Annotated in this window: 21 protein-coding genes and 1 pseudogene; 16 read left to right on the top strand and 6 right to left on the bottom strand. The window is 67.4% G+C overall.

The annotated features are described in order from the left end of the window. Positions 1-19: 19 nt before the first annotated feature. Positions 20-517 carry an Lrp/AsnC family transcriptional regulator gene (locus tag LOY33_RS15210; protein WP_058541157.1) on the bottom strand — a complete coding sequence of 166 codons (498 nt, stop codon included), beginning with the start codon at positions 515-517 and terminating at the stop codon, positions 20-22. A gap of 135 nt (positions 518-652) precedes the next feature. On the opposite strand from LOY33_RS15210, the gene LOY33_RS15205 reads away from it, so the two are divergent. The 11 genes and pseudogenes from LOY33_RS15205 to LOY33_RS15155 all read left to right on the top strand — a co-directional run bounded on the left by LOY33_RS15205 (position 653) and on the right by LOY33_RS15155 (position 11,596). Then, the gene (locus tag LOY33_RS15205) at positions 653-1,279 is read left to right on the top strand and encodes a LysE family translocator (RefSeq protein ID WP_078481895.1); all 627 of its coding nucleotides are present in this window, start codon (positions 653-655) and stop codon (positions 1,277-1,279) included. 531 nt (positions 1,280-1,810) lie between these two features. After that, positions 1,811-2,125, top strand: a pseudogene (locus LOY33_RS26090) (transposase); the annotation flags it as partial. A gap of 87 nt (positions 2,126-2,212) precedes the next feature. Further along, positions 2,213-3,751, top strand: coding sequence for a ShlB/FhaC/HecB family hemolysin secretion/activation protein (locus tag LOY33_RS15195; RefSeq protein ID WP_088515468.1), 1,539 nt, complete (start codon positions 2,213-2,215; stop codon positions 3,749-3,751). Positions 3,752-3,781: 30 nt separating this feature from the next. Continuing rightward, the gene (locus tag LOY33_RS15190; RefSeq protein WP_054916079.1) at positions 3,782-5,587 is read left to right on the top strand and encodes a DUF2341 domain-containing protein; all 1,806 of its coding nucleotides are present in this window, start codon (positions 3,782-3,784) and stop codon (positions 5,585-5,587) included. A 10-nt stretch (positions 5,588-5,597) separates the two neighbouring features. Then, complete coding sequence (locus LOY33_RS15185) at positions 5,598-6,023, top strand: biopolymer transporter ExbD (RefSeq protein ID WP_043860333.1); 426 nt, start codon at positions 5,598-5,600, stop codon at positions 6,021-6,023. Positions 6,024-6,031: 8 nt separating this feature from the next. After that, on the top strand, positions 6,032-6,706 hold the full coding sequence (locus tag LOY33_RS15180) for an energy transducer TonB (protein ID WP_240619904.1): 675 nt from the start codon (positions 6,032-6,034) through the stop codon (positions 6,704-6,706). Between the two features lie 53 nt (positions 6,707-6,759). Further along, a complete protein-coding gene (locus LOY33_RS15175) occupies positions 6,760-8,442 on the top strand; it encodes a putative porin (RefSeq protein WP_258659274.1) in 1,683 nt (560 codons plus the stop codon). Positions 8,443-8,466: 24 nt separating this feature from the next. Beyond that, positions 8,467-9,126: a DNA repair protein gene (locus tag LOY33_RS15170; protein WP_258659272.1), complete on the top strand. Its 660-nt coding sequence runs from the start codon at positions 8,467-8,469 to the stop codon at positions 9,124-9,126. A gap of 17 nt (positions 9,127-9,143) precedes the next feature. Beyond that, on the top strand, positions 9,144-9,620 hold the full coding sequence (locus LOY33_RS15165) for a YbjN domain-containing protein (RefSeq protein WP_043860180.1): 477 nt from the start codon (positions 9,144-9,146) through the stop codon (positions 9,618-9,620). Next, positions 9,617-10,573: a peptidylprolyl isomerase gene (locus tag LOY33_RS15160; RefSeq protein ID WP_058541152.1), complete on the top strand. Its 957-nt coding sequence runs from the start codon at positions 9,617-9,619 to the stop codon at positions 10,571-10,573. Before LOY33_RS15165 ends, LOY33_RS15160 begins: the two co-directional genes overlap by 4 nt. Positions 10,574-10,627: 54 nt before the next feature. Continuing rightward, positions 10,628-11,596 (top strand): LysR family transcriptional regulator, encoded by a 969-nt coding sequence (locus tag LOY33_RS15155; protein WP_078480219.1) that lies wholly within the window; start codon positions 10,628-10,630, stop codon positions 11,594-11,596. A 53-nt stretch (positions 11,597-11,649) separates the two neighbouring features. Here the strand turns inward: LOY33_RS15155 and LOY33_RS15150 are convergent, their stop codons facing one another. Together LOY33_RS15150 and LOY33_RS15145 are read right to left on the bottom strand one after the other, a co-directional pair. Continuing rightward, positions 11,650-13,275: a methyl-accepting chemotaxis protein gene (locus tag LOY33_RS15150; protein ID WP_236176847.1), complete on the bottom strand. Its 1,626-nt coding sequence runs from the start codon at positions 13,273-13,275 to the stop codon at positions 11,650-11,652. Between the two features lie 127 nt (positions 13,276-13,402). After that, positions 13,403-14,314 carry an AraC family transcriptional regulator gene (locus tag LOY33_RS15145; protein WP_043860183.1) on the bottom strand — a complete coding sequence of 304 codons (912 nt, stop codon included), beginning with the start codon at positions 14,312-14,314 and terminating at the stop codon, positions 13,403-13,405. Positions 14,315-14,420: 106 nt separating this feature from the next. Here LOY33_RS15145 and LOY33_RS15140 point away from each other — a divergent pair, with 106 nt between their 5' ends. Genes LOY33_RS15140 through LOY33_RS15120 form a run of 5 tightly spaced genes read left to right on the top strand, consistent with a single transcriptional unit; the run spans position 14,421 to position 18,862 of the window. Further along, positions 14,421-14,981 carry a carboxymuconolactone decarboxylase family protein gene (locus tag LOY33_RS15140; protein WP_043860184.1) on the top strand — a complete coding sequence of 187 codons (561 nt, stop codon included), beginning with the start codon at positions 14,421-14,423 and terminating at the stop codon, positions 14,979-14,981. Positions 14,982-15,032: 51 nt separating this feature from the next. After that, positions 15,033-16,100 (top strand): acyl-CoA dehydrogenase family protein, encoded by a 1,068-nt coding sequence (locus LOY33_RS15135; RefSeq protein WP_258659268.1) that lies wholly within the window; start codon positions 15,033-15,035, stop codon positions 16,098-16,100. Continuing rightward, positions 16,097-16,945, top strand: coding sequence for an ABC transporter ATP-binding protein (locus tag LOY33_RS15130; RefSeq protein ID WP_043860186.1), 849 nt, complete (start codon positions 16,097-16,099; stop codon positions 16,943-16,945). The genes LOY33_RS15135 and LOY33_RS15130 overlap by 4 nt, the downstream gene beginning before the upstream one ends. After that, entirely contained in the window at positions 16,911-18,110 is a 1,200-nt protein-coding gene (locus tag LOY33_RS15125; RefSeq protein WP_100633811.1) for an ABC transporter substrate-binding protein, read from the top strand. The genes LOY33_RS15130 and LOY33_RS15125 overlap by 35 nt, the downstream gene beginning before the upstream one ends. Further along, complete coding sequence (locus LOY33_RS15120; RefSeq protein WP_054916072.1) at positions 18,110-18,862, top strand: ABC transporter permease; 753 nt, start codon at positions 18,110-18,112, stop codon at positions 18,860-18,862. The genes LOY33_RS15125 and LOY33_RS15120 overlap by 1 nt, the downstream gene beginning before the upstream one ends. A 69-nt stretch (positions 18,863-18,931) precedes the next feature. Here LOY33_RS15120 and LOY33_RS15115 read toward each other — a convergent pair whose 3' ends face one another. The 3 genes from LOY33_RS15115 to LOY33_RS15105 are packed head-to-tail and all read right to left on the bottom strand — an operon-like array spanning position 18,932 to position 20,777. Beyond that, positions 18,932-19,762 carry an AraC family transcriptional regulator gene (locus LOY33_RS15115; protein WP_054916071.1) on the bottom strand — a complete coding sequence of 277 codons (831 nt, stop codon included), beginning with the start codon at positions 19,760-19,762 and terminating at the stop codon, positions 18,932-18,934. Next, positions 19,759-20,082 (bottom strand): AzlD domain-containing protein, encoded by a 324-nt coding sequence (locus tag LOY33_RS15110; RefSeq protein ID WP_054916070.1) that lies wholly within the window; start codon positions 20,080-20,082, stop codon positions 19,759-19,761. Before LOY33_RS15110 ends, LOY33_RS15115 begins: the two co-directional genes overlap by 4 nt. Next, on the bottom strand, positions 20,079-20,777 hold the full coding sequence (locus tag LOY33_RS15105) for an AzlC family ABC transporter permease (RefSeq protein WP_043860191.1): 699 nt from the start codon (positions 20,775-20,777) through the stop codon (positions 20,079-20,081). The genes LOY33_RS15110 and LOY33_RS15105 overlap by 4 nt, the downstream gene beginning before the upstream one ends. Positions 20,778-20,860: the final 83 nt, after the last annotated feature.

Genomic DNA, 20,860 nt, shown 5'->3' with positions numbered 1-20,860 from the left:
GCCGGTCGTTGCTACCCGCTTACCGCCCCAGGTGCCCCAGCGGCAGCGCCCCCTGCGGCTTGATCGTCTTGATTGCGAAGTTGCTGCGGATATCCCGGATCCCCGGCAGCTTGAGCAGCGTGTCGGTCAGGAACCGCTCATAGCCGCGCAGATCCGGCACCACCACATGCAACAGGAAATCCGACTCGCCCGACACCAGAAAGGCGCTGACCACCTCGGGCAGGGCCAGCACGGCCAGGCGGAAGTTCTCCGCTTCGACCTCATGGTGCCGCTCGACCTTCACCCCCACGAACACCGTCAACCCCAGGCCGACCGCCTCGGCTTCGAGGCTGGCATGGTAGCCGCGGATCACCCCGGCTTCTTCCAGCAGCCTCACCCGTCGCAGGCACGGCGAAGCCGACAGCCCGATCTCTTCAGCCAGTTGCACGTTGGTGAGGCGCCCGTCGCGCTGCAGTGCGCCAAGGATGCGTTGGTCGTAACCGTCCAGCTTGGGGTAGGTTGGGTCGTGGTTTGGCATAAGTGGCCTGTGGCTAGGTATCGAATTGGTACATCCTGCCAATAATAGCCCCGTTGCGGGCGCATAACGCAAGCACCTGCCTCGACCTTCCGGCATAGAATTTTCACTCTGTTGCCCCAGCCTGAGGTCGTTGAAATGGACGAAAAACTGCTCTACCTGACTGCCCTGACGATGATCTACCTGATGCCGGGCCCGGACATGATCCTGCTGCTGCAGACCGGTGCGCGCCAGGGGCGGCGGGCGGCGCTGGCGACCGTGCTGGGGCTGGCGGTTGCCCGGGCGTGCCACGTGACCCTGGCCGCCGTCGGGCTGGCGACGCTGTTCAAGGTACTGCCCTGGACGTTCGAAGTGGTCAAGTACACCGGGGCGGCCTATCTGCTGTGGCTGGGGGTGAAGATGTTCAGGCCCGTGGCGGGTGCAGTGCAGGGCCCGGGGGGTGCAGCGGTACGGGGCACGTGGAGGGCGGCGATAGCGCAGGGCTTTCTGACCAACCTGCTCAACCCCAAGGCCTTGCTGTTCTGCTCGGTGCTGTTGCCGCAGTTCATCCACCCCGCACAGGGGGCGGTGGGTGAGCAGTTCGCGCTGCTGGGGCTGGTGCTGGTGGTGATGGGGATGATGTTCGATGGGGTGTATGCACTGGCCGGCGGGTGGGTCGGGCGCCAACTGGAGCAGCGCGCGCTGGCGCAGAAGGTTCAGCAGTGGGTGTTTGGTGGGCTGCTGGTGGGGTTTGCGGTTCGGTTGGTCTGGGTGCAGCAGGGGTGAGGGGCGGGCGGTTGGGGCGGGCCCGGCAGGCGCCAGTCGATGAAGTTGTGGCGCTCTTCAAATCGAGCGCCGCGCAGGCGGCGCACGACCCTGAGGGCGCTGGATAGCCCAGGCCCTGCATCTCTCTTCATGAAGCTTTGGTGACAAAAGTTCGGTAGCAAAGCGCCACCCCCGTCATGGGTATGTGCAGTCACTGCGCAGCCGCACAGGGACGAAGGGAGTGGAGCGATGGGAACCATGGAACGCTACGCAAAAGTCGGAATGCAGGAACTCGATCAACGCCTGGCGAAGATCGTCGAAGCCGCGCGCAAGCAACCGGTGTCGGTGTACCGCTACGGCGCACCCTGGGTGTGGATCGTGTCCCAGGACGACTGGCAAAGCGCGCTCAAGGAAGTCTCCAGCTGCATCCCGCCAGGCCATTCGCTGGTGATGCTCAAGCCCAGGGTCGAGGAACTGCTGGCCGCCCACGCGCAGGAGCTGGCCGACCTGGCCCGGCGCAACGCGATGAGCATCGCCCCGCACACCCTGATGCACCTGCTGCTGTTGCAGCTGCTGTATTCGGTCCCCAGCGAAAAACAACTCTACGAACAGCTCAACTACAACCTGCTGTTCCGCTGGTTCGTGGGCCTGGAACTCAAGTCGCGGGTGTGGAGCTTCAACCTGTTCAGCCACGACCTCAACGCACTGCTGGCCTGCCAGCAGGCCACGCGCCTGCTGCAGTCGATCGTCAACGAGGTGTGCAACGCGGGCCTGGCGCAGATGCCCGAGTTCAGCCTCAACCTGGCCCAGCTGCACAGCTGGCTGGCCCGCCACGCCGGTCACGGCGGCGCAGACAACCATTCATAAGACACGGCCCTGGGCCAGACGGATTTCCTTGAACGAGGGGGCGGTGTGGAGCATTTGTTTTTCAACGGGTGGCGAGCCGGCGCAGTGATGCTGCTGGCCCTGGGAACCCACCACGCAAGCGCCGAACAGGCCGAGCGTCGCGTCGATATCAACGAGTACGTGGTGCGCGGCAACACCGTGCTCGATGCCCGCGCCATCGAGGAGGCGGTGTACCCCTACCTCGGCCCGCAGAAGACCCTGGTGGATCTGGAAGGCGCCCGCGAGGCCCTGCAGAAACGCTATCAGGCGCTGGGCTATCAGTCGGTGTTCGTCGAGTTGCCCGAGCAGCAGGTCGAAGGCGGCGTGGTGTACCTGCAGGTCAGCGAAACCAGGGTCGGCCGGGTACGAGTGGTCGGCGCCAGGCATTACTCGCCCGTGGAGATCCGCGAGCAGGTGCCGGCCCTGAGCGAGGGCCAGGTGCCGGACTTTGCCAAGGTCCAGGGCGAACTGGCCGCACTCAACCGCGGCCCCGGGCGCCAGGTGATGCCACTGGTGCGCGAAGGCCAGCGCCCCGGCACCCTGGACGTCGACCTGCAGGTCGAAGACAAGCAGCCCTGGCACGCCAGCATCGGCCTGAACAACGACTACAGCGCCGACACCAGAAAGCTGCGCAGCGTGGCCACCGTGGGCTACAACAACCTCTGGCAACTGGGTCACAGCGTGTCGCTGACCTGGTTCACCGCCCCCCAGGACACCGACAACGCGCAGGTGTGGTCCGGTTCATACAGCGCGCCCCTGAACCCGCGCTGGACCCTGCAGGCCAGCGGCTACAAGTCCGACAGCAGCGTGGCCACCGTGGGCGGCAGCAACGTGCTGGGCAAGGGCCATTCCTACGGGCTGTCGGCGATCTACTCACTGGTGCCGGACGGCAACTGGGCCAACTCGTTTTCCGTGGGCATCGACTTCAAGGACTTCGACGAGCAGGTCGAACTGGGCGGCGAGCGCGATACCGTGCCGCTCAAGTACGCACCGATCACCCTGGCCTACAACGGCTTTCGCTATACCGAAGCCTCGCAGCTGGGGCTGGGCCTGAGCCTGGTGGCCGGCACACGCCGGCTGTTCGGCTACGGCAGCGACGACGAGGCCTTCGACTACAAGCGCTACCGCGCCGACTCCAGTTTCGCCGCGCTCAAGGGCGATGCGAACTACACCTTCACGTTTGCCGGCGACTGGCAGAGCGCAACCAAGCTGGGCTTTCAACTGGCCTCCGGGGCCCTGGTGTCCAACGAACAGTTCGCTGCCGGCGGCGCCACCTCGGTGCGCGGCTACCTGGCCGCCGAACGCACCGGCGACGACGGCCTGCTGTTCTCCCAGGAACTGCGCACGCCCTCGCTGGGCCGCTACGTGGGCAGCTACATCAGCGACTGGCGCTTCTATGTGTTCGCCGAAGGCGCGCAGCTGTCGCTGCAGGACCCGCTGCCCGAGCAGGACGACCACTTCAGCCTGGCCAGCGTCGGCCTGGGCACCCGCGCCACCCTCAACGACTGGCTGTCCGGCAGCCTGGACTGGGGCCTGCCGCTCAAGGACGGCGCGAACACCGAGAAAAACCACTCGCGTCTGCACTTCAGCGTACAGGCAACCTTCTGACCCCATCGGCATCGACCCTGGAGACATTCCATGCAACGCCTCATCTTGACCCTGCTCATTTGCCTGGGCTTTGCCCTGCCGGGCAGCGCCAGTGCCTGGTGGCAGGACGACTGGCAGTTCCGCAAGCAGATTTCCGTCGACACCACGCCCCAGGGCGCGGCGCTGACCCAGTCGCTGGGCCGCACGGCACTGCTGGTACGCCTGCACACCGGCAATTTCAGCTTTGACGGGGTCAATGAAAACGGCGCGGACATCCGCTTCGTGGCCAGCGACGACAAGACCGTGCTCAACCACCAGATCGAAAGCTTCGACCCGCTGATGGGCATGGCGCTGATCTGGGTCGACGTGCCGGACGTGCAGGGCGGCCAGCGCCAGGACCTGTGGATGTACTACGGCAACCCCAAGGCGCAGCCGGCCAATGCGCAACCGGCCTTCGATGCCGACTACACCCTGCTGATGCACTTCGACGGCGCCGCACCGCGTGACGCCAGCCCCTACGGCAACCAGGCCCAGGGCAGTGCGGCGAGCATCGAGGGCATCATCGGTCGCGCCATCCAGTTCAACGGCCAGCCGCTGCTGCTGGCACCCAGCCCGTCGCTGCAACTGCCAGCTGGCGCCGCCTTCACCTTCAGCGCCTGGGTACGCCAGGACCAGCTGCTGGGCGATCAGTTGCTGCTGGCCCGCCATGAAGGTGAAAACCGCCTGCTGCTGGGTGTGAGCCAGGGCCTGCCGTTCGTCGAGGTCAACGGCCTGCGCAGCGCTGCCGGCCAGGTGCTCGATGCCGGCCAGTGGCAACACCTGGCGCTGGTGGGCGAGGGCGGTACGCTCAGCCTGCTGGTGGACGGGCGCCAGGTCGCCAGCCTGACCGCGGCGGTGCCGGCGTTCAATTCGACCCTGGCCATCGGCGCCGACCTGCCGCCGGCCGAGGGTCAGCCAGCCGGCGCCTATGTGCCGTTCGTGGGGGCGATGGACGAGCTGCGCCTGTCGCGCATCGCCCGCGCCGTGCCGGTGCTGCAGGCCGACGCGCTGGCCCAGGGCGCCGAGTCGCGCCTGGTGGTGTACGGGGTGGATGAAGAGCAGTCCGGTTTCGGTTTCGGCAGCCTGGGCTTTCTGCTCAAGGCGGTGCCGCTGGACGCCTGGATCATCATCGCGGTGCTGGTGCTGATGATGGTGCAGTCGTGGGTGATCATGCTGCGCAAGAACCGCACCCTCAACCACGTCAGCCAGGCCAACCGGCTGTTTCGCGAGCAGTTCGCCAACATCGGCACGCGCCTTGAGATGTTCGCCGACGACACCGCCCTGGGCGAGCGCCTGACGCACTCGTCGCTGTGGCGCCTGTACCTGGTGGCGGTCAAGGAGATCCGTACCCGCCGCGCCCAGGGCTTCGACACCTCGGCGGTGTCGGCGGCCACCATCGAGGCCATTCGCTGCTCCATGGACGGGGTGCGCACCCGCGAGAACCAGGCGCTGGGCTCGAAGCTGTCGAGCCTGTCCAACGCGATTGCCGGCGGCCCTTACATCGGCCTGCTGGGCACCGTGCTGGGGATCATGGTGGTGTTCCTGGGCACCGCGATGGCCGGTGACGTGAACATCAACGCCATCGCCCCCGGCATGGCCGCGGCGTTGCTGGCCACCGCCATGGGCCTGTTCGTCGCGATCCCCGCGCTGTTTGGCTACAACCGCCTGATCACCCGCAACAAGGAGGTCAGCGCCGACATGCGCGTGTTCGTCGACGAGTTCATCACGCGCCTGGCCGAGCTGCATGGCGAAGGCCAGGCCGGCGAGGCCAGCCACCGGCGTGCTGCCCACGCTGCCCACCCGTCCGTACCGGCCTGAGGAGAGCGCCATGGCAGCCATGAATGCTTCCCACGACGATGACGACGACGCGGCCGTCGACAGCATCAACGTCACCCCGCTGGTGGATGTGCTGATGGTGGTGCTGGTGATGTTCATCCTCACCGCCACCGCGCAGGTGTCGGGCATCCAGATCCAGCTGCCCAAGGCCAGTGCCTCGGTGTCGCTGTCCCAGCCCAAGACCAAGGCGATCTCGGTCAACGATGCCGGGCAGGTGTTTCTCGACGCCTACCCGGTGACCCTGGCCGAACTGGAAGAGCGCCTGCGCAGCGAGAAGGCGCGCAGCCCGGACTTCCCGATCATCGTGCGCGGCGACGCGGCGGTGCAGTACCAGAAGGTGGTCGAGGTGCTCGACCTGTTGCGTCGGCTGGAGCTGGCCCAGGTCGGGCTGGTGACCGGCAAGCCGAACCAGGGTTGAGGATGCCCATGAACCAGAAGTTCGATAGCCGGCGCCTGCTCAAGTGGGGCGTCGTGGCACTGGTGGGCGCGGGCCTGGCCTGGTTGCTGTGGCAGTGGGCCAACGACATGAGCGGGGTGCGCCGCGAGGCACCGAAGATCCCCGCGATCATTCCGCTGCCGCCACCCCCACCGCCGCCGCCCCCCGAGCCCCCCAAGGAACCGGAGCCGCCCGTGGAAGAAAAGATTGTCGAGCCGCAGCCGGTGCCCGAGGCCGAGGAGGTCAAGCCGGCCGAGGAGGCGCCGCCGAGCCCGGCCGATGACATGGCCAACCCGATGCAGATCGACGGCGATGCACAGGCGGGCGGGGACGCTTTCAACATCGGTGCCGGCAAGGGCGGCGGCATGGCCGGCGGCGGTGGCGGGCTGGGTAGCGGCAGCTACGGCCAGTTCCTGGCGTATGCCTTCCAGCGCCTGCTGCGCGACAACCCCGAGCTGCGCAACCTGACCTTCAACCTGCAGGGCGATGTTTGGCTCAGCGAAACCGGCGAGGTGACCCGCGTCGAGCTGGTGCGCTCCAGCGGCGATGCCGCGGTGGACGCCCAGGTGCTGGCCGCGTTGCGCGCCGCCCCGGCCATGACCCAGCGCCCGCCAGCGAGCCTGACCCTGCCGGTGCGCATCGCCTTGCAGGGGCGCCGCGGATGAACCCGGCGCCCGATCCCTACGACGCACGACTTACCAACAGGAGCGGTAAATCCATGATGTGCTCAGTGAACCGATTGACCCTGGCAGTCGGCCTGGTGGTCGCCGCGGCGGTCGGTCCGGCCGTGGCGCAGACCCCGGCGCCGTCGCAGAACGCGACGATCAACCTGATCCGCCTGCTGGTGCAGCAGGGTGTGCTCAAGCAGGACCAGGCCCAGGCCCTGATCGACCAGGCCGAAAGCGAGGCGGTGCAGGCCCGCGCCAGCGTGGCGGCGGTGCCGGCGGCCAATGGCGAGGTGCGCGTGCAGTATGTGCCGGCCATCGTGCGCGACCAGATCCGCGACGAGGTCAAGGCCGAGGTGATGGCCAAGGCCAAGCAGGAGAACTGGGCCGCGCCCAACACCTTCCCCGACTGGGCCTCGCGCATCAGCTTCGATGGCGACGTGCGCCTGCGCGACGAGTCGCGCTACTTCTCGGGCAACAACAGCAACCAGATCATCGATTTCGCCAAGCTCAACGCCGACGGCCCCTACGACGTCAACCCCAACAACGGGCGCAACCTGCCGCCGCTGCTCAATACCCGCGAAGACCGCGAGAACCTGCTGCGCCTGCGCGCGCGCCTGGGCCTGAAGGCGGTGCTGTCGCCGAGCTGGACGGCGGGTATCCGCATCGGCACCGGCAGCGACAACGGCCCGGTGTCCACCACCCAGACCCTGGGCGGCGGCTTCGGCAAGAAGGACCTGTGGCTCGACCAGGGCTACCTGAGCTGGGTGGCGAGCGAGCGCGTGACCCTGACCGGCGGGCGTATCGCCAACCCGTTCATGTCCACCGACATGCTGTATTCCAACGACCTCAACTTCGACGGCGTGGCGGCCCTGTTCAACCAGCCGCTGAGCGACAGCCTGAGCCTGTTCGGGACCCTCGGCGCGTTCCCGGTGGAGTACAGCGCCGACACCGCCAGCAGCAACGGGCTGGACAAGGAAAGCAGCGACAACAAGTGGCTGTACGGCGCGCAGCTGGGCGCCAACTGGCAGATCAACGACAGCAACCGGCTCAAGGGCGCGCTGGCCTACTACCGCTTCGACGACATTGCCGGCGAACGCTCCGGGGCATGCGAGCCGTGGAACGGCGACCCTGGCTGCGACAGTGACGGCAGCCGCCCGACCTTCATGCAGAAGGGCAACACGCTGTTCCTGCTGCGCGACATCACGCCCAACCCGGCCAACCCGGCCGCCACCCCGCAGCCGCAGTTCGTGGGGCTGGCGTCGGAGTTCAACCTGCTGGACCTGAACGCGGTATGGGACACCGAGCTGCCGCACGACTTCAAGCTGCGCAGCCAGGCCAACTACATCCACAACCTGGCCTACGACGAAGGCGAGATGCGCAAGCGTTCGGCCGGCCAGTTGGCCAACAACCTCGACAGCGACGGCAACATCAAGAGCGGTGCCAATGCGTGGATGGTGCAGTTCACCCTGGGCAACGCGCTGGAGCTGAAAAAGCAGGGCGACTGGAACCTGTTCGCCGGCTACAAGCACATCCAGCCCGATGCCTTGCCCGACGGCTTCAACGATTCCTCGTTCCACCTGGGCGGCACCAACGCCAAGGGCTTCATCCTCGGTGCCAACTACGGCCTGGACCAGAACGTGTACGCCACGGCGCGCTGGATGAGTACCGAGGCGGTCTACGGCGCGCCGTTCGATATCGATGTGCTACAACTTGAAGTCAACACGCGCTTCTAGCAGGCGCGCACAGGGAGAAAGAGCATGAACAAGCGAGCCTATCGGGCCTGTTGTTCGTACCTGCTGGTGGCGTTGGGCGTGAGCTGGGCGGGGGTGGCTGCGGCCGAAGGCATGGAAGAGCGCCTGCGCACCCAGCTGCGCAGTACCACCCAGCAGTTGCAGGCGCTGCAGAGCGAACAGGCGCAGGCTTCGGCGGCGCGCCAGAGCGCCGAGCAGCAACGCGATGCGGCCCAGGCCCAGGTGCAGCAACTGACCGCGCAACTGGCCCAGGCCCGTGGCCAGGCCGAGCAGTTGCTGGGCCAGCAGCAGGCCCTGCACGGCCAGACGCAGGCGCTGGTGGCCAGCAGCAACGCGCAACTGGGCAAGTACAAGCAGGCCTACGACGAGCTGCTGGGCATGGCCAAGGCCAAGGAAGCCGAGCGTGCGCGCCTGGCCGCCAGCCTGGCCGAGCGCGAGCAGCAGGTGCTGGCGTGTTCGGCAAAGAATCAGCAGATGTACGGGGTCGCCAAGGGGATTCTTGCGGCCTACGAAAAGATCGATGTGGCGGATGTGATGAAGATGCGCCAACCCTTTGCCGGGGGCGCCCGGGTGAAGTTCGAGGAACTTGCCCAGGCCTACGGCGATCAGCTGTACCAGACCCAGTTCGATGCCGCGCAGGGCGGCAGCAAACCGCAAGTCAATTGACACAAGGAAGCGAAGCCATGAGCGACAACCAACTGATCGAAACCGTCAGCGCCGACTCTCTGACCACCCTGTTGCAGGATGCAGGTTGCCGAGTCAATCGCAGCGAGCAGAATGCCGTGGTGCAACTGCTCAGTGCCAGCCAGGGCGTGGGCTATGCGGTGCGCTTTGGCAACCGTGCCGAGCGCGAGGGCGAGTTCCTCGACTTCACCTACAGCTGCGCCCTGCGCATCCAGGGTGAACTGCCGGCCGGGCTGGCCGAACGCTGGAACGTGTCGCGCCGCTTCGCGCGGCTGTCGGTGCAGGGCGAGTTCCTGGTGATGGAGATGGACGTGATGGTGGCCGACGGCGTCAGCCACAAGCACCTGCTGGGCAGCCTGGTGCTGTGGGACCGCCTGCTGCAGGAGTTCATCGTGTACCTGCGCGACTACAGCCGCAACGTGGCCCAGGTGCAGGACGAGGCGGTGGCCGGGGCTGAAGCGGTGAGCGCTTCGTGACTCGACGTACGCTGTGGGCCGGCGCGGGCGCGCTGGCCGTTCTGGGCGTGGCAGTGGTGTTGGCACTGCGCACGGGGGATGACCCGGTGGCAGCCAGCGCGAAAGCGCCGGCGGTTGCCGCTGTGGCGAGCGATGCGGGGCCGGCGCTGGCGCGCCTGGGCGACCAGCAGGTCAGCGTCGAGGAGCTCAAGGCGCTGTTCGCCAAGCTGCCGGCGCCGGCGCGCGAGGAACTGAGCGGCAATCGCCAGGCCCTGGAGGGCTGGATTCGCTCGCGCCTGGCGGAAAAGGCGCTGTACCAGCAGGCCCAGGCCCAGGGCTGGTCGGAGCGTCCCGATGTGCAGGCGCAGACCCATGCGGTGGTGGAGCAGATCGTGCTGCGCGACTACCTGAACTCGGTCAGCCAGGTACCGGCCGACTACCCCAGCGAGGCTGAACTGCAGGCGGCCTACGAGAACGGCAAGGCCAGCCTGCAACTGCCCACGCGCTATCACCTGAGCCAGATCTTCCTGGCGGTGCCGGACGAGCAGTCGGTGGCACGCGTGCGCAAGCAGGCGCTGGCCCTGAGCAAGCAGGCCCAGGCTGCCAATGCCGACTTTGCCGCGCTGGCCAGGGCCAACTCGCAGGACCGCGAGAGTGCGCAGCGTGGCGGCGACAGTGGTTTGCAGCCGCTGAGCCAGTTGCTGCCGCAGGTGCGCGATGCGGTGCCGCAGCTCAAGGAAGGGGCGGTGAGCGAGCCGTTGCAGAGTGCGGCGGGCTTTCACATCGTCAAGCTCATCGAGGTGCAGCCGCCGCGTGTGGCCAGCCTGGACGAGGTGCGCGACAGCCTGCGTGACCTGTTGCGGGCCCAGCGCCAGGAACAGGTGGCCCGGGCCTACGTGGACGGCATGTTCAACAGCGCGACGCTGAGTATCGATGGCGCTGCGCTCAATCAGGTCATGGACGCCAGCCGCTAGGCGGCGTCGATCAAGGAAGAGCGGGCCCTGGCCGGGGCCCGGCAGGAGGCGAGGATGCCGATGTTCGATATGCCGCACTACGTGCCCGATTATCCGCCGGCCGAGCCGCTGGCCAAGGTGCGGGCCGGGCTGGGCTGGGTGCAGGACGAGCAGATGCTCAGCTGTTTTCTGGCCAGTGCGCGGTGCGGCTGCTTCATGCAGGCTGCGCGCAGCCTCAACCTCAAGTCCACCCTGTTGCGCAAGAAGCTGGCGCAGCTGGAAGCGCGGGTGGGGTATCCATTGTTCGTCAACCGCGGCCATGCCCTGGTGCTCAGCCGCGAGGGGCGCCAGTTGCAGGCGTTGCTGCAGTCGAGCCTGAGCAGCAAGCCACAGGCCATGACCGCGCTGGATGCGCCGGTGCTGGTGCGCCTGGCGGTGGCCGAGCCGATCATGCAGGACATTCTGGCGCGCAACCTGGTGGCCTTCGTGCGCCAGAACGCCGGGATCCGCCTGGACGTCAGCGGCCTGGATGCACAGGGATTGGCGCAGGCCGATGTGGTGCTGTGGCTCGATGACGAGGCGGGCAGCGTGCCGCTGCCGGGGTTTGCCGGCGAGGCGCCGACGCGCCTGGCGCAGCTGGAGTATCACCCGCACATTGCCAAGCGCTATTCGCGCGAGAGCAACCGGCCGGTGTGCCGGGACGACCTGCGCGACTACATGCTGGTGCAGTGGCAGGGCGAGGCCCAGGTGGCGGCGCTGGCGCCGTGGAACCGCCTGTTGAGCGAGCGCGAGGCGGGGGTGACGCGGGTGCCGGGCTACGACCTGTTCAGCCAGTTGATCAAGTGCAGCGCGTGCATCGGCTTGCTGCCGCATTATGCGGCGCAGCTGGACCGTGGCCTGCTGGCATTGCCGGGGTTGCTGGAGGCGCCGATGCGCCGCACGGTGTGGCTGGCGGTGCATGAGCGTGCGGCGCAGGCGGCGTTGGTGCAGGTGCTGGTGACCATGATCCGGGCCGCGTTCGAGGAGCGTCGGGAGTGGTTCTGAAGGGGCGCGGTGCCCTGTAGGCGCCGGCTTTGCCGGCGAACCGGCGCCGCACCTCAGACGATAAAACGCGTGACCAGCGTGGTCAGTTGCGTGGCCAGCTGCGACAGCGCATTGCTGGCGACGCGGGTCTGCTCGGCGCCCGCCGCCGAGCGGCCCGACAATTCACGAATGTTCAGCAGGTTGCGATCCACCTCGCGGGCCACCTGGGCCTGCTCCTCTGCCGCGCTGGCAATCACCAGGTTGCGCTCGTTGATCTGGCCGATGGCCGTGTAGATGCCCTCCAGCACCTGGCCTGACGCCTGGGTGATGCCCAGCGTGGACTGCGCGCGGCCGGTACTGGCCTGCATCGAGTCCACCGCCGCCTGGGTGCCCTGTTGCACGCTGTTGATCATCTGCTCGATTTCCTGGGTCGATTGCTGCGTGCGGTAGGCCAGGGTCCTGACCTCATCGGCCACCACCGCAAACCCGCGCCCGGCCTCGCCGGCACGCGCCGCCTCGATGGCGGCATTGAGCGCCAGCAGGTTGGTCTGCTCCGACACCGAACGGATCACCTCCAGCACCGTGCCGATCTCGCGAATCTGCACAGCCAGCTGTTGCAGGCGCTCGCCGCTGATCGCCACTTCGCGAGCCATGGCCTGGGTGCCGTCGATGTTGTCGGCCACCTGCTGGCGGCTCTGTTCGGCCAAGGCATTGGAGGCACTGGCCGCCTGGGAGGTGGACACCGCATTGCGCGCCACTTCCTCGACCGCCGTGGTCATCTCGGTAACCGCCGTGGCGGCCTGTTCCAGCTCCTGGTCCTGCTGGCGCAGGCTCTGGGTGCTCTGCTCGGTCACGCTGTCCAGGGCCTGGGCGGCGCTGGACAGCTGCGTGGCGCAGGCGGTGATCTGCCCCAGGGTATCGCGCTGGCTGTGCTGCATGCGCTCCAGTTCGGCGAACAGCTGGCCGATCTCGTTGTGGCTGCGTACCGTCACCGGCACGCTCAGGTCGCCCCCGGCAATGCGCTGAAAATGCACGCCGGCCTCGCGCAGCGGGCGCAGCACACGGGCGACGATAAAGGCCCAGCACACGGCGGCCAGCACCAGGGTCAACAGCCCCAGCAGCACGCTCAGCCACTGGGCCGTGGCCAGGCGCTGGTCGGACTCGGCCATGATCTGCCGGCTGCGCTCGGCCAGGGCTGCCACCAGTTGCTGGCGCAGCGCCTGCAGGGCACGCATGGCGTTGCCGGCATCCACGTTGACGGTGAAGTAGTCGTCCAGCGAGCCCTTGAGCGTGGCGGCGCGCTGCCCGGCCACGGCGTTGGCGTAGTCGGCGAAGGTGCGCTGCAGGTCCTGGGCCAGGGCCTTTTGCGCCGGCTCATGGGTGTTGGTGACGAAGGCGTCGACCAGCGCCTGGCTGTCGCCCAGCAGCTTTTGCGACATGGCCAGGCGCGCCTTGGCACTGTCGAGGTGGCCGCCTTGCTGCTCGATAAAGCCCGACGACACGTTGGCACTGGCGCGAATCGCCATCAGCAGCGCGTTGTTGAGGCGGTCGGACTGCTGGGCGGTCTGGTCCAGCTCGTTGATCTGCGCGTCGCTGCCCACCGCCGCCCGCCAGGCGCTGACGGTGGAAAACAGCAGGGTGGCGCTGAACAGCAGCAGCACCCAGAACATTCCGGTGCGGATCTTGAGGTCGGCAAGCATGCGGGCATTACTCCTGGCAGTAAAAAATACCCCCACTCTGTGCGGTGGGTAGGCTGCTATCGGAGGCGCGGCGCATGACTTTAGGGGGCGACGACGGGTTCTGTTCGATTACCGCACAGCCTTTGTTTCAGCGGCCCTCGTGCTGGCGGCGGTAGGCGCCGGGCTGCACGCCGATGGCCTTGCCGAACGCCCGGGTGAAGGCGGCGATGGACTGGTAGCCCACCGCTGCGCAGACCTGCTCGACGGTGTTGTTGGCCTTGAGCAACTGGCAGGCGTGACGCATGCGCAGCGCCAGCAGCACCTGGCCCGGCGACTGGCCGGCCAGCTCGTTGAAACGCTTGAAGAAGGCCGAGCGCGACAGCCCTGTGCAGGCGGCCATGCTTTCCAGCGACCAGGGCTGTTCGGGGTGTTCGATCAACTGCTCCAGCAGCGGGGCGAACGCCGGGTGACGGGCCAGGGCGACCAGGCCGCCAAGGTCCTGGTTGTCGCTCACCTGCTGGCGCAGCACGTACAAGAACAGCAACTGGCTCAGGCGCTCCAGCAGGGTGGAGGAGGGTGCGGGGGTGCGCTGGCATTCCTCCAGGATCAGCTCGAACAGCGCCCGCGCCGCCTGCAGCGACGGGTCGCCGGTGCGCAGGATGATCCAGTCGGCCAGCGACTCGGCCATCAGCGACGACAGCCCCGGCTGGAAGTGAAAGAACCCGCACACCAGCCCCACGCCATCCGCCGCCTGGCTGTCGAGCGCCTGCATCGGGATGCGCGGCTGGCAGCGCGCGGTGTCGCTGTCGGCGCTGTCGGACAGGCGATAGGGCAGGTCGCGCAGCAGGAACACCGCCTCGCCGGCCTCCAGCCGCTGCGGCTCGGGCTGGCCGTCGATGTGCAGCCAGCAGTGGCCCTGCACCACCACATGAAAGCTGGCCCGGGCCAGGCCCTGGGTGCTGGCGTGCCAGCCACCGCAGTAGCGCCCCACATGGAACAGGCTGGCGTCCAGTTCCAGACGCTCTAATAACCAATCGACCAAAACGCTGGAAGAAATCATCTAATGGAAACACTCAGGAGCAAGTAATCGCGACTGTAGAATATGGATCGGTTTTCTTATAACCAACAGACTTGGCGAACACCTTCAGTATGCAGGAGACCACGCCATGTCACGCATCACTCTACACACCGTGCAAAGCGCCCCGGAAGCCGCGCGCCCGTTCCTGGAGAACGCGCAGAAGAATTCCGGCTTCATTCCCAACCTGCTGGGCGTGCTGGCCAACGCGCCGGCCGCGCTGGAAACCTATGTGACGGTTTCGGCGCTCAATGGCAAGGCCGAGCTGAGCCTGGCCGAGCGCGAAGTGGTGCAGCTGATTGCCGCCACCCAGCACGGCTGCGACTTCTGCGTGGCCGGCCATACGGCGGTGGCGCTGAACAAGGCCAAGCTGCCCGAAGAAGTGGTGCAGGCCCTGCGTGCGCGCGGCGAGTTACCATCGCCCAGGCTCGAAACCCTGGCGAAGTTTGCCCGCGAAGTGATTGCCACCCGTGGCAATGTGAGCGATGCCACCTACGCTGAGTTTCGCGAGGCCGGTTACACCGAAGGCCATGCCCTGGAAGTTATCCTGGGGGTGAGCCTGGCCACGTTGTGCAATTTCGCCAACGTGTTTGCGCGCACGCCGCTCAATGACGAGCTGGCCAAGTACCGCTGGCAGGCCGACGCTCAGTGAGCCCCGTGGCGCCAGTGTGTGGCTGGCGCCCTGTTCTAAGGAGGAAAGAACATGCTTGATCCCGTATTGCAGCACTGGCTGGAGGCCAATGCCGAGGCGCTCGACCAGGGCCGGTGCGACCCGCAGCAGGTGCTGGGGCAACTGGCCGCAGCCAAGGTGCTGGGTGTGGGTGTGGACCCGCGTCAGGGCGGCAGCGGCGCCAGTGTGGCCGACGCCGTGGAAACCGTGGCCAGCGTTGCCAGCTATTCGCTGGCCGCCGCCTTCGTGTTCTGGGGCCAGCGGGCCTTTATCGAATACCTGCTGCACAGCCCCAACAGCGCCCTGCGCGAGCGCCTGCTGCCGTCGTTGCTCAGCGGTGAGCTGGCCGGTGCCACCGGGCTCTCCAATGCAATGAAGTTTCTGTCCGGCATCGAGTCGCTGCAGGTCAGCGCCACGGCGCGCGGCGAGCAGGGCTGGTCACTCAACGGGCGCCTGCACTGGGTCACCAACCTGCGCAAGGGCGGCTTCGTGGTGGCGGCCGCCATCGACCGCGCCGAAGGCGGTGCACCGTTCGTGGTGGCGATCCCCGACGGCATCGCGGGGGTGCAGCGCTCCCCCGACCTGCAACTGATGGGCCTGCAGTCGAGCAATACCGCCGCGCTGGATTTCGATCAGGTGGCCCTGGGCCGCGACTGGCTGCTGCATGAGGATGCCCGGCAGTTCCTGCCGGCGGTGCGCCCGGCGTTCCTGGGCCTGCAGTGCGGCATGGCCATCGGCCTGGCGCGGCGCGCCTTGCAGGAAGCGCAGGGGCACCTGCAGGGGGTGCGTTCGGTGCTGGCTGAAACCCTCGAGGCGCAGCGCGAGCTGCTGGCCGATGTGGTGAGCGAGCTCAAGGCCGGCCTGCTCGACGGGCGCTTCCTGGGCAACCCGGCGTCGCTGTTCAAGGTGCGCATCAGCCTGGCCGAGATTGTTGGCGAGGCGCTGCAACTGGAGCTGCAGGCCAGCGGCGGCAAGGCCTACCTGAGCGAGTACGGCGCAGGCTTTGCGCGGCGCTGGCGCGAGTCGGCGTTCGTGCCGATCGTGACCCCGAGCCTGGTGCAACTGCGCGCCGAGCTGCAACGCCAGGCACGCGCAGCATGAGCAAGGTGGTACTGCAGGCCCGCGGTATCAGCCTGGGCTACGCCCGCGAACAGGGCTGGCAAACCCTGCTCGAAGGCTTCGACCTGGACCTGGCGCCGGGCGAAGTGGTGTCGATCCTGGGCCCCAGCGGGGTGGGCAAGTCCAGCCTGCTGCGGGTACTGGCCGGCTTGCAGGCGGCGCGCGATGGTCGCGTGAGCCTGCTCGGCGAGCCGCTGGACGGCCCGCATCCACGGGTGGCGGTGGCGTTCCAGGACCCCAGCCTGCTGCCCTGGCTGAGCCTGGAAAGCAACGTCGCCTTCGGCCTGGATTTCGCTCGCCAGCCGCGTTTGGCCAAGGCCGAGCGCGAGGCGCGCATCGACCATGCGATCGCCGCCGTGGGCCTGCAGCATGCACGCCAGCATTACCCGGCGCAGTTGTCCGGCGGCATGGCCCAGCGCACCGCGCTGGCGCGCTGCCTGGCGCGCCAGCCCCATGTACTGCTGCTGGACGAGCCCTTTGGCGCGCTGGACGAAGTGACCCGCGCCGACATGCAGCAACTGCTGCTGAGCGTGATCGCCGAACACGGCACCGCTGCGGTGCTGATCACCCACGATATCGACGAGGCCCTGCTGTTGTCCGACCGCATCCTGCTACTGGGCGACCACCCGGCGCGGACCCTCGGCCAATGGCCCATCGACCTGGCGCACCCGCGTGAGCAGCAGGTCGAGGCACTGGGCGCGTTGCGCATCGAGATTCTCAAGACCCTTCGGCGGGCGAGCCGCACCCACACTTCCCCAACCGATTCTTTGCCTACGCCGTCGGAGACTGCCCATGTGCCTGGACGACTTCACCCACACTCGTCGTGATTTTCTCAAACTCAGCGCGGTGCTCAGTGCCGCCGGTGCGATGCCGCTGCTGAGCAGCCTGCAGGCGCGTGCCGCCGCCGAGCCGGATGCGCCGGTGCGCATCGGCTACCTGCCGATCACTGACGCCACGCCGCTGCTGGTGGCGCACAACAACGGCCTGTTCGAGGCCGAGGGCATCAAGGCCGAGCGCCCGGTGCTGCTGCGCAGCTGGGCGCAGGTGATCGAGGCGTTCATTTCCGGGCAGGTCAACGTGATCCACCTGCTGTCGCCGATGACCGTATGGGCGCGTTACGGCAGCAAGGTGCCGGCCAAGGTGGTGGCCTGGAATCACGTGGGCGGCTCGGGCCTGACCGTGGCCCCGGACATCACCGAGGTGAAGCAGCTGGGCGGCAAGACGGTGGCGATCCCGTTCTGGTACTCCATTCATAACGTGGTGGTGCAGCAACTGTTCCGTGATAACGGCTTGCAGCCGGTGTCGCAGGCGGCGACGGCTGCGGTGGCGGCCAACGAGGTCAACCTGGTGGTACTGCCGCCTTCGGACATGCCGCCGGCGTTGGCCAGCAAGCGCATTGCCGGCTACATCGTCGCCGAGCCGTTCAATGCCCTGGCCGAGGAACTCAAGGTCGGGCGCGTGCAGCGCTTTACCGGGGACGTGTGGCGCAACCATGCATGCTGCGTGGTGTTCATGCACGAGCACGACCTGAACAACCGCCCCGAGTGGTCGCAGAAGGTGGTCAACGCCATCGTCAAGGCCCAGCTGTGGACCCGCGACCACCGCGCCGAGGCGGCGCAGATTCTGTCCAAGAGCGGTGCCAACCGCTACACCCCGCATGCCCCCGAGGTGCTGGGCCGGGTGCTCACGCCGGCTGCCGACAGCCGCGAACAGTATGTGCAGAGCGGGGCGATCCGGCATGCGCAGTGGGACGAGCAGCGCATCGACTTCCAGCCGTACCCGTTCCCCAGCTACACCGAGGAACTGGTGCGCCGCCTCAAGGACACCCTGATCGAAGGCGACAAGGGCTTCCTGGCCGCACTGGACCCGCAACAGACCGCCCGCGACCTGGTGGATGACCGCTTCGTGCGCAACGCCATCGGTGCCGTCGGCGGGCTCAAGGCCTTCGGCTTGCCCGACAGCTTCGAGCGCAGCGAGGAGTTCGCGGTCTGATGGTCAAGCCAGTCAAACACGCGGCCCTGGGTATCGCCGGGCTGCTGGTGCTGTTGTTGCTGTGGTGGGGTGGGATCGTGCTGTTCGGCGGTGACGGGCTGGCCTTGCGGTTTGCGCCGCAGGCCACCTTTGCCAGCCTGCTGGAGCTTTTGGGGCATGCCGAGCTGTACGAGCATGTGGCGGTGAGCCTCAAGCGCATTCTGGTGGGGTTGGTGCTGGCGTTGCTGGTGGGCGTGCCGCTGGGTTTGCTGGTGGGCAGCTACCGGCGCCTGGACGCGGCGACCACCCCGGCGTTCCAGTTCCTGCGCATGATCTCGCCGCTGTCGTGGATGCCGGTGGTGGTGATGCTGATGGGGGTGGGTGATGCGCCGATCTACTTCCTGCTGGCGTTTGCCGCGTTGTGGCCGATCTTGCTCAACACGGCGGCGGGTGTGCGTCAGCTCGACCCGCGCTGGTTGCAGTTGAGCCGCAGCCTGAGCGCCACGCGCTGGGAGACCTTGCGCAAGGTGATCCTGCCGGGGGTGGTGGGGCATGTGCTGACCGGCGTGCGGCTGGCCATCGGCATATTGTGGATCGTGCTGGTGCCGTGCGAGATGCTCGGGGTGAGTGCGGGGCTGGGGTATTTCATTCTGGATACCCGCGACCGGCTGGCGTACTCGGAGCTGATGGCGATGGTGCTGGTGATCGGGGTGCTGGGCTTCATGCTGGATGCACTGGCGCGAGGGCTGCATCGGCGCTGGGTGCATGGGTGAGGGGCTGACCCCTTCGCCGGCAAGGCCGGCTCCTGCATTGGCTCCAGGTCGTGGGGGCAGCCCAGCACCTTACACCGAACACGCCCGCCGATACTCCCCCGGCGTCACGCCATACGCCTGCTTGAATTGCCGGTTCAGATGACTCTGGTCCGAATACCCCAGCGCAAACGCAACGTTGAACGGCAGGCAATCAGCCTTGAGCAATTCCCGCGCACGGCTCAGCCGGCGCTGCTTGAGCCAGGCATGCGGCGGCAGGCCGGTAGCCTGGCGAAACACCCGGGCAAAATGAAACGGCGACAACCCCACCGCAACCGCCAACTCCTCCAGCGACGGCGGGTAGGCCAGCCGGCTTTCCATCAGCTCCTTGGCCCTGGCCACCGACTGCGGCTCCTGCCCCGGTGCCCGCGCCTCGCGCGCCCCGGCATGACGCTGCACCAGCAGCAACACCGCCTCGCGCCACGCGGTCTGCTGCTCCAGCGCACTGGCGCCATGCTCGGCCAGGCTGTGCAAGCCACTGAAGGCACGCGCCAGCTGCGGGTCGTGCAGCACGCTGGCCTTGAAGATGGGCAGGCCGCCGCGCTTGAGCTCCAGCTCGTCCAGCACCGAGGTGATGCGCTCCTGCTCGGGGTAGTAGCCACGGTAGCGCCAGCCATGGGCATGCGCCTTGGCACCGGTGTGCAGCTCGTCCGGGTTGATCAGCACCATGCTGCCCTCGGGCGCCAGGTGCTCGCTGCCACGGTGCCAGAAGCGCTGTGCACCGGACTCGATGATGGTGATCACGTAGCCTTCGTGCACATGCGGGGCGAAGCGCTGCTGCACGTAGCGCGCATGCAGCATCTCGATGTCGCCCAGTGCCTGGGCCTGCCACAGGCGGGTCTGTTCACGCAGCACGGTTTTCATGGGGCGCCGTTCAACCACCAGCGCAGCACGAAGAACAACCCCATGCTCAGCAACATGCTCAGCAGCACGCTGCGGGTCCACAGCACCAGCACGACGGCCACGACCGCGCCCAGCAGGTAGGGGTTGGCCAGGCTCAGGTCGAGCTGGTGGTCAGGCATGAACACGATCGGCCCGCAGATGGCTGTGAGCATGCCCGGCACGGCAAACCCCAGGAACTGCCGCGCATTGGAACTCAGGCGCAACGGCAGGCGGGGTTCGAGAAAGGCGTAGCGGTTGAGAAACACCAGCAGGCCCATGGCAACGATCAGCAGCATGATCATGTGCGTGCTCCGGTCAGTTTCTGGCAGATGAAGCCTGCGCTCATGCCCAGCAGCCCGGCCAGCACCAGCGCGGTTTCCCAGTGCCAGTAGCTGAACAGCACCGAGCTGAACAGGGCCACGGCCACGCACACCACGGTGGCCAGGTTGCGTACCAGCGGCGCGATCAGCGCCACGAAGGTGGCGACGATGGAGAAGTCCAGGCCCAGCTGGTCCAGGTGCGGGATGTTGCGCCCCAGCACGATGCCGGCCAGGGTGAACAGGTTCCAGGCAATGTAGAAGGTCAGACCCACGCCCAGCGCGTACCAGCGGTTGAACTGCTGGCGGTCGTACTGGCTGGTGAGGGCGAAGAATTCGTCGGTCAGCAGAAAGCCCAGGCCCAGCCGCCAGCGCAGCGGCAGGTCGGCGATCACCGGGCGCATCGACAGGCCGTACAGCAGGTGCTGGGAGGTCAGCAGCAGGGTGGTGAGCAGGATCGAGAACAGGTTGGCGCCGCCCTTGAGCATGCCGATGGCCACCAGTTGCGCGGCGCCGGCGAACACGATGGCCGACAGGCCCTGGCCTTCGAGCGGGGTGAGGTTGGCCTCGATGGCCATGGAACCGGCCAGCAGCCCCCAGGGGGCCACCGCCAGCGACAGCGGCAGGCAGGCGATCGAGCCTTGGATGTAGGCAGTGCGGGCAACGGCAGAACGGGACATGACAACACACGCTTGGGGTCGGTTGCACAGGATGCCAGAGCCGTGGGCGCTTGCCTTGTACGATCTTGCGGTGCCCGCGTACT

The sequence above is a fragment of the Pseudomonas sp. B21-036 genome (assembly GCF_024748925.1).
GTDB classification, from domain to species: Bacteria; Pseudomonadota; Gammaproteobacteria; order Pseudomonadales; family Pseudomonadaceae; genus Aquipseudomonas; species Aquipseudomonas palmensis.
Note: the sequence above shows the minus strand (reverse complement) of the source record. Positions and strands in the feature narration are given on the sequence as shown.

Excerpts from the sequence above, each read along its gene's own strand:
- LOY33_RS15210 (WP_058541157.1), bottom strand. The coding sequence starts at position 517 with ATGCCAAACCACGACCCAACCTACCCCAAGCTGGACGGTTACGACCAA.
- LOY33_RS15205 (WP_078481895.1), top strand. The coding sequence starts at position 653 with ATGGACGAAAAACTGCTCTACCTGACTGCCCTGACGATGATCTACCTG.
- LOY33_RS15195 (WP_088515468.1), top strand. The coding sequence starts at position 2,213 with ATGCTGCTGGCCCTGGGAACCCACCACGCAAGCGCCGAACAGGCCGAG.
- LOY33_RS15190 (WP_054916079.1), top strand. The coding sequence starts at position 3,782 with ATGCAACGCCTCATCTTGACCCTGCTCATTTGCCTGGGCTTTGCCCTG.
- LOY33_RS15185 (WP_043860333.1), top strand. The coding sequence starts at position 5,598 with ATGGCAGCCATGAATGCTTCCCACGACGATGACGACGACGCGGCCGTC.
- LOY33_RS15180 (WP_240619904.1), top strand. The coding sequence starts at position 6,032 with ATGAACCAGAAGTTCGATAGCCGGCGCCTGCTCAAGTGGGGCGTCGTG.
- LOY33_RS15175 (WP_258659274.1), top strand. The coding sequence starts at position 6,760 with ATGATGTGCTCAGTGAACCGATTGACCCTGGCAGTCGGCCTGGTGGTC.
- LOY33_RS15170 (WP_258659272.1), top strand. The coding sequence starts at position 8,467 with ATGAACAAGCGAGCCTATCGGGCCTGTTGTTCGTACCTGCTGGTGGCG.
- LOY33_RS15165 (WP_043860180.1), top strand. The coding sequence starts at position 9,144 with ATGAGCGACAACCAACTGATCGAAACCGTCAGCGCCGACTCTCTGACC.
- LOY33_RS15155 (WP_078480219.1), top strand. The coding sequence starts at position 10,628 with ATGCCGATGTTCGATATGCCGCACTACGTGCCCGATTATCCGCCGGCC.
- LOY33_RS15150 (WP_236176847.1), bottom strand. The coding sequence starts at position 13,275 with ATGCTTGCCGACCTCAAGATCCGCACCGGAATGTTCTGGGTGCTGCTG.
- LOY33_RS15145 (WP_043860183.1), bottom strand. The coding sequence starts at position 14,314 with ATGATTTCTTCCAGCGTTTTGGTCGATTGGTTATTAGAGCGTCTGGAA.
- LOY33_RS15140 (WP_043860184.1), top strand. The coding sequence starts at position 14,421 with ATGTCACGCATCACTCTACACACCGTGCAAAGCGCCCCGGAAGCCGCG.
- LOY33_RS15135 (WP_258659268.1), top strand. The coding sequence starts at position 15,033 with ATGCTTGATCCCGTATTGCAGCACTGGCTGGAGGCCAATGCCGAGGCG.
- LOY33_RS15130 (WP_043860186.1), top strand. The coding sequence starts at position 16,097 with ATGAGCAAGGTGGTACTGCAGGCCCGCGGTATCAGCCTGGGCTACGCC.
- LOY33_RS15125 (WP_100633811.1), top strand. The coding sequence starts at position 16,911 with ATGTGCCTGGACGACTTCACCCACACTCGTCGTGATTTTCTCAAACTC.
- LOY33_RS15120 (WP_054916072.1), top strand. The coding sequence starts at position 18,110 with ATGGTCAAGCCAGTCAAACACGCGGCCCTGGGTATCGCCGGGCTGCTG.
- LOY33_RS15115 (WP_054916071.1), bottom strand. The coding sequence starts at position 19,762 with ATGAAAACCGTGCTGCGTGAACAGACCCGCCTGTGGCAGGCCCAGGCA.
- LOY33_RS15110 (WP_054916070.1), bottom strand. The coding sequence starts at position 20,082 with ATGATCATGCTGCTGATCGTTGCCATGGGCCTGCTGGTGTTTCTCAAC.
- LOY33_RS15105 (WP_043860191.1), bottom strand. The coding sequence starts at position 20,777 with ATGTCCCGTTCTGCCGTTGCCCGCACTGCCTACATCCAAGGCTCGATC.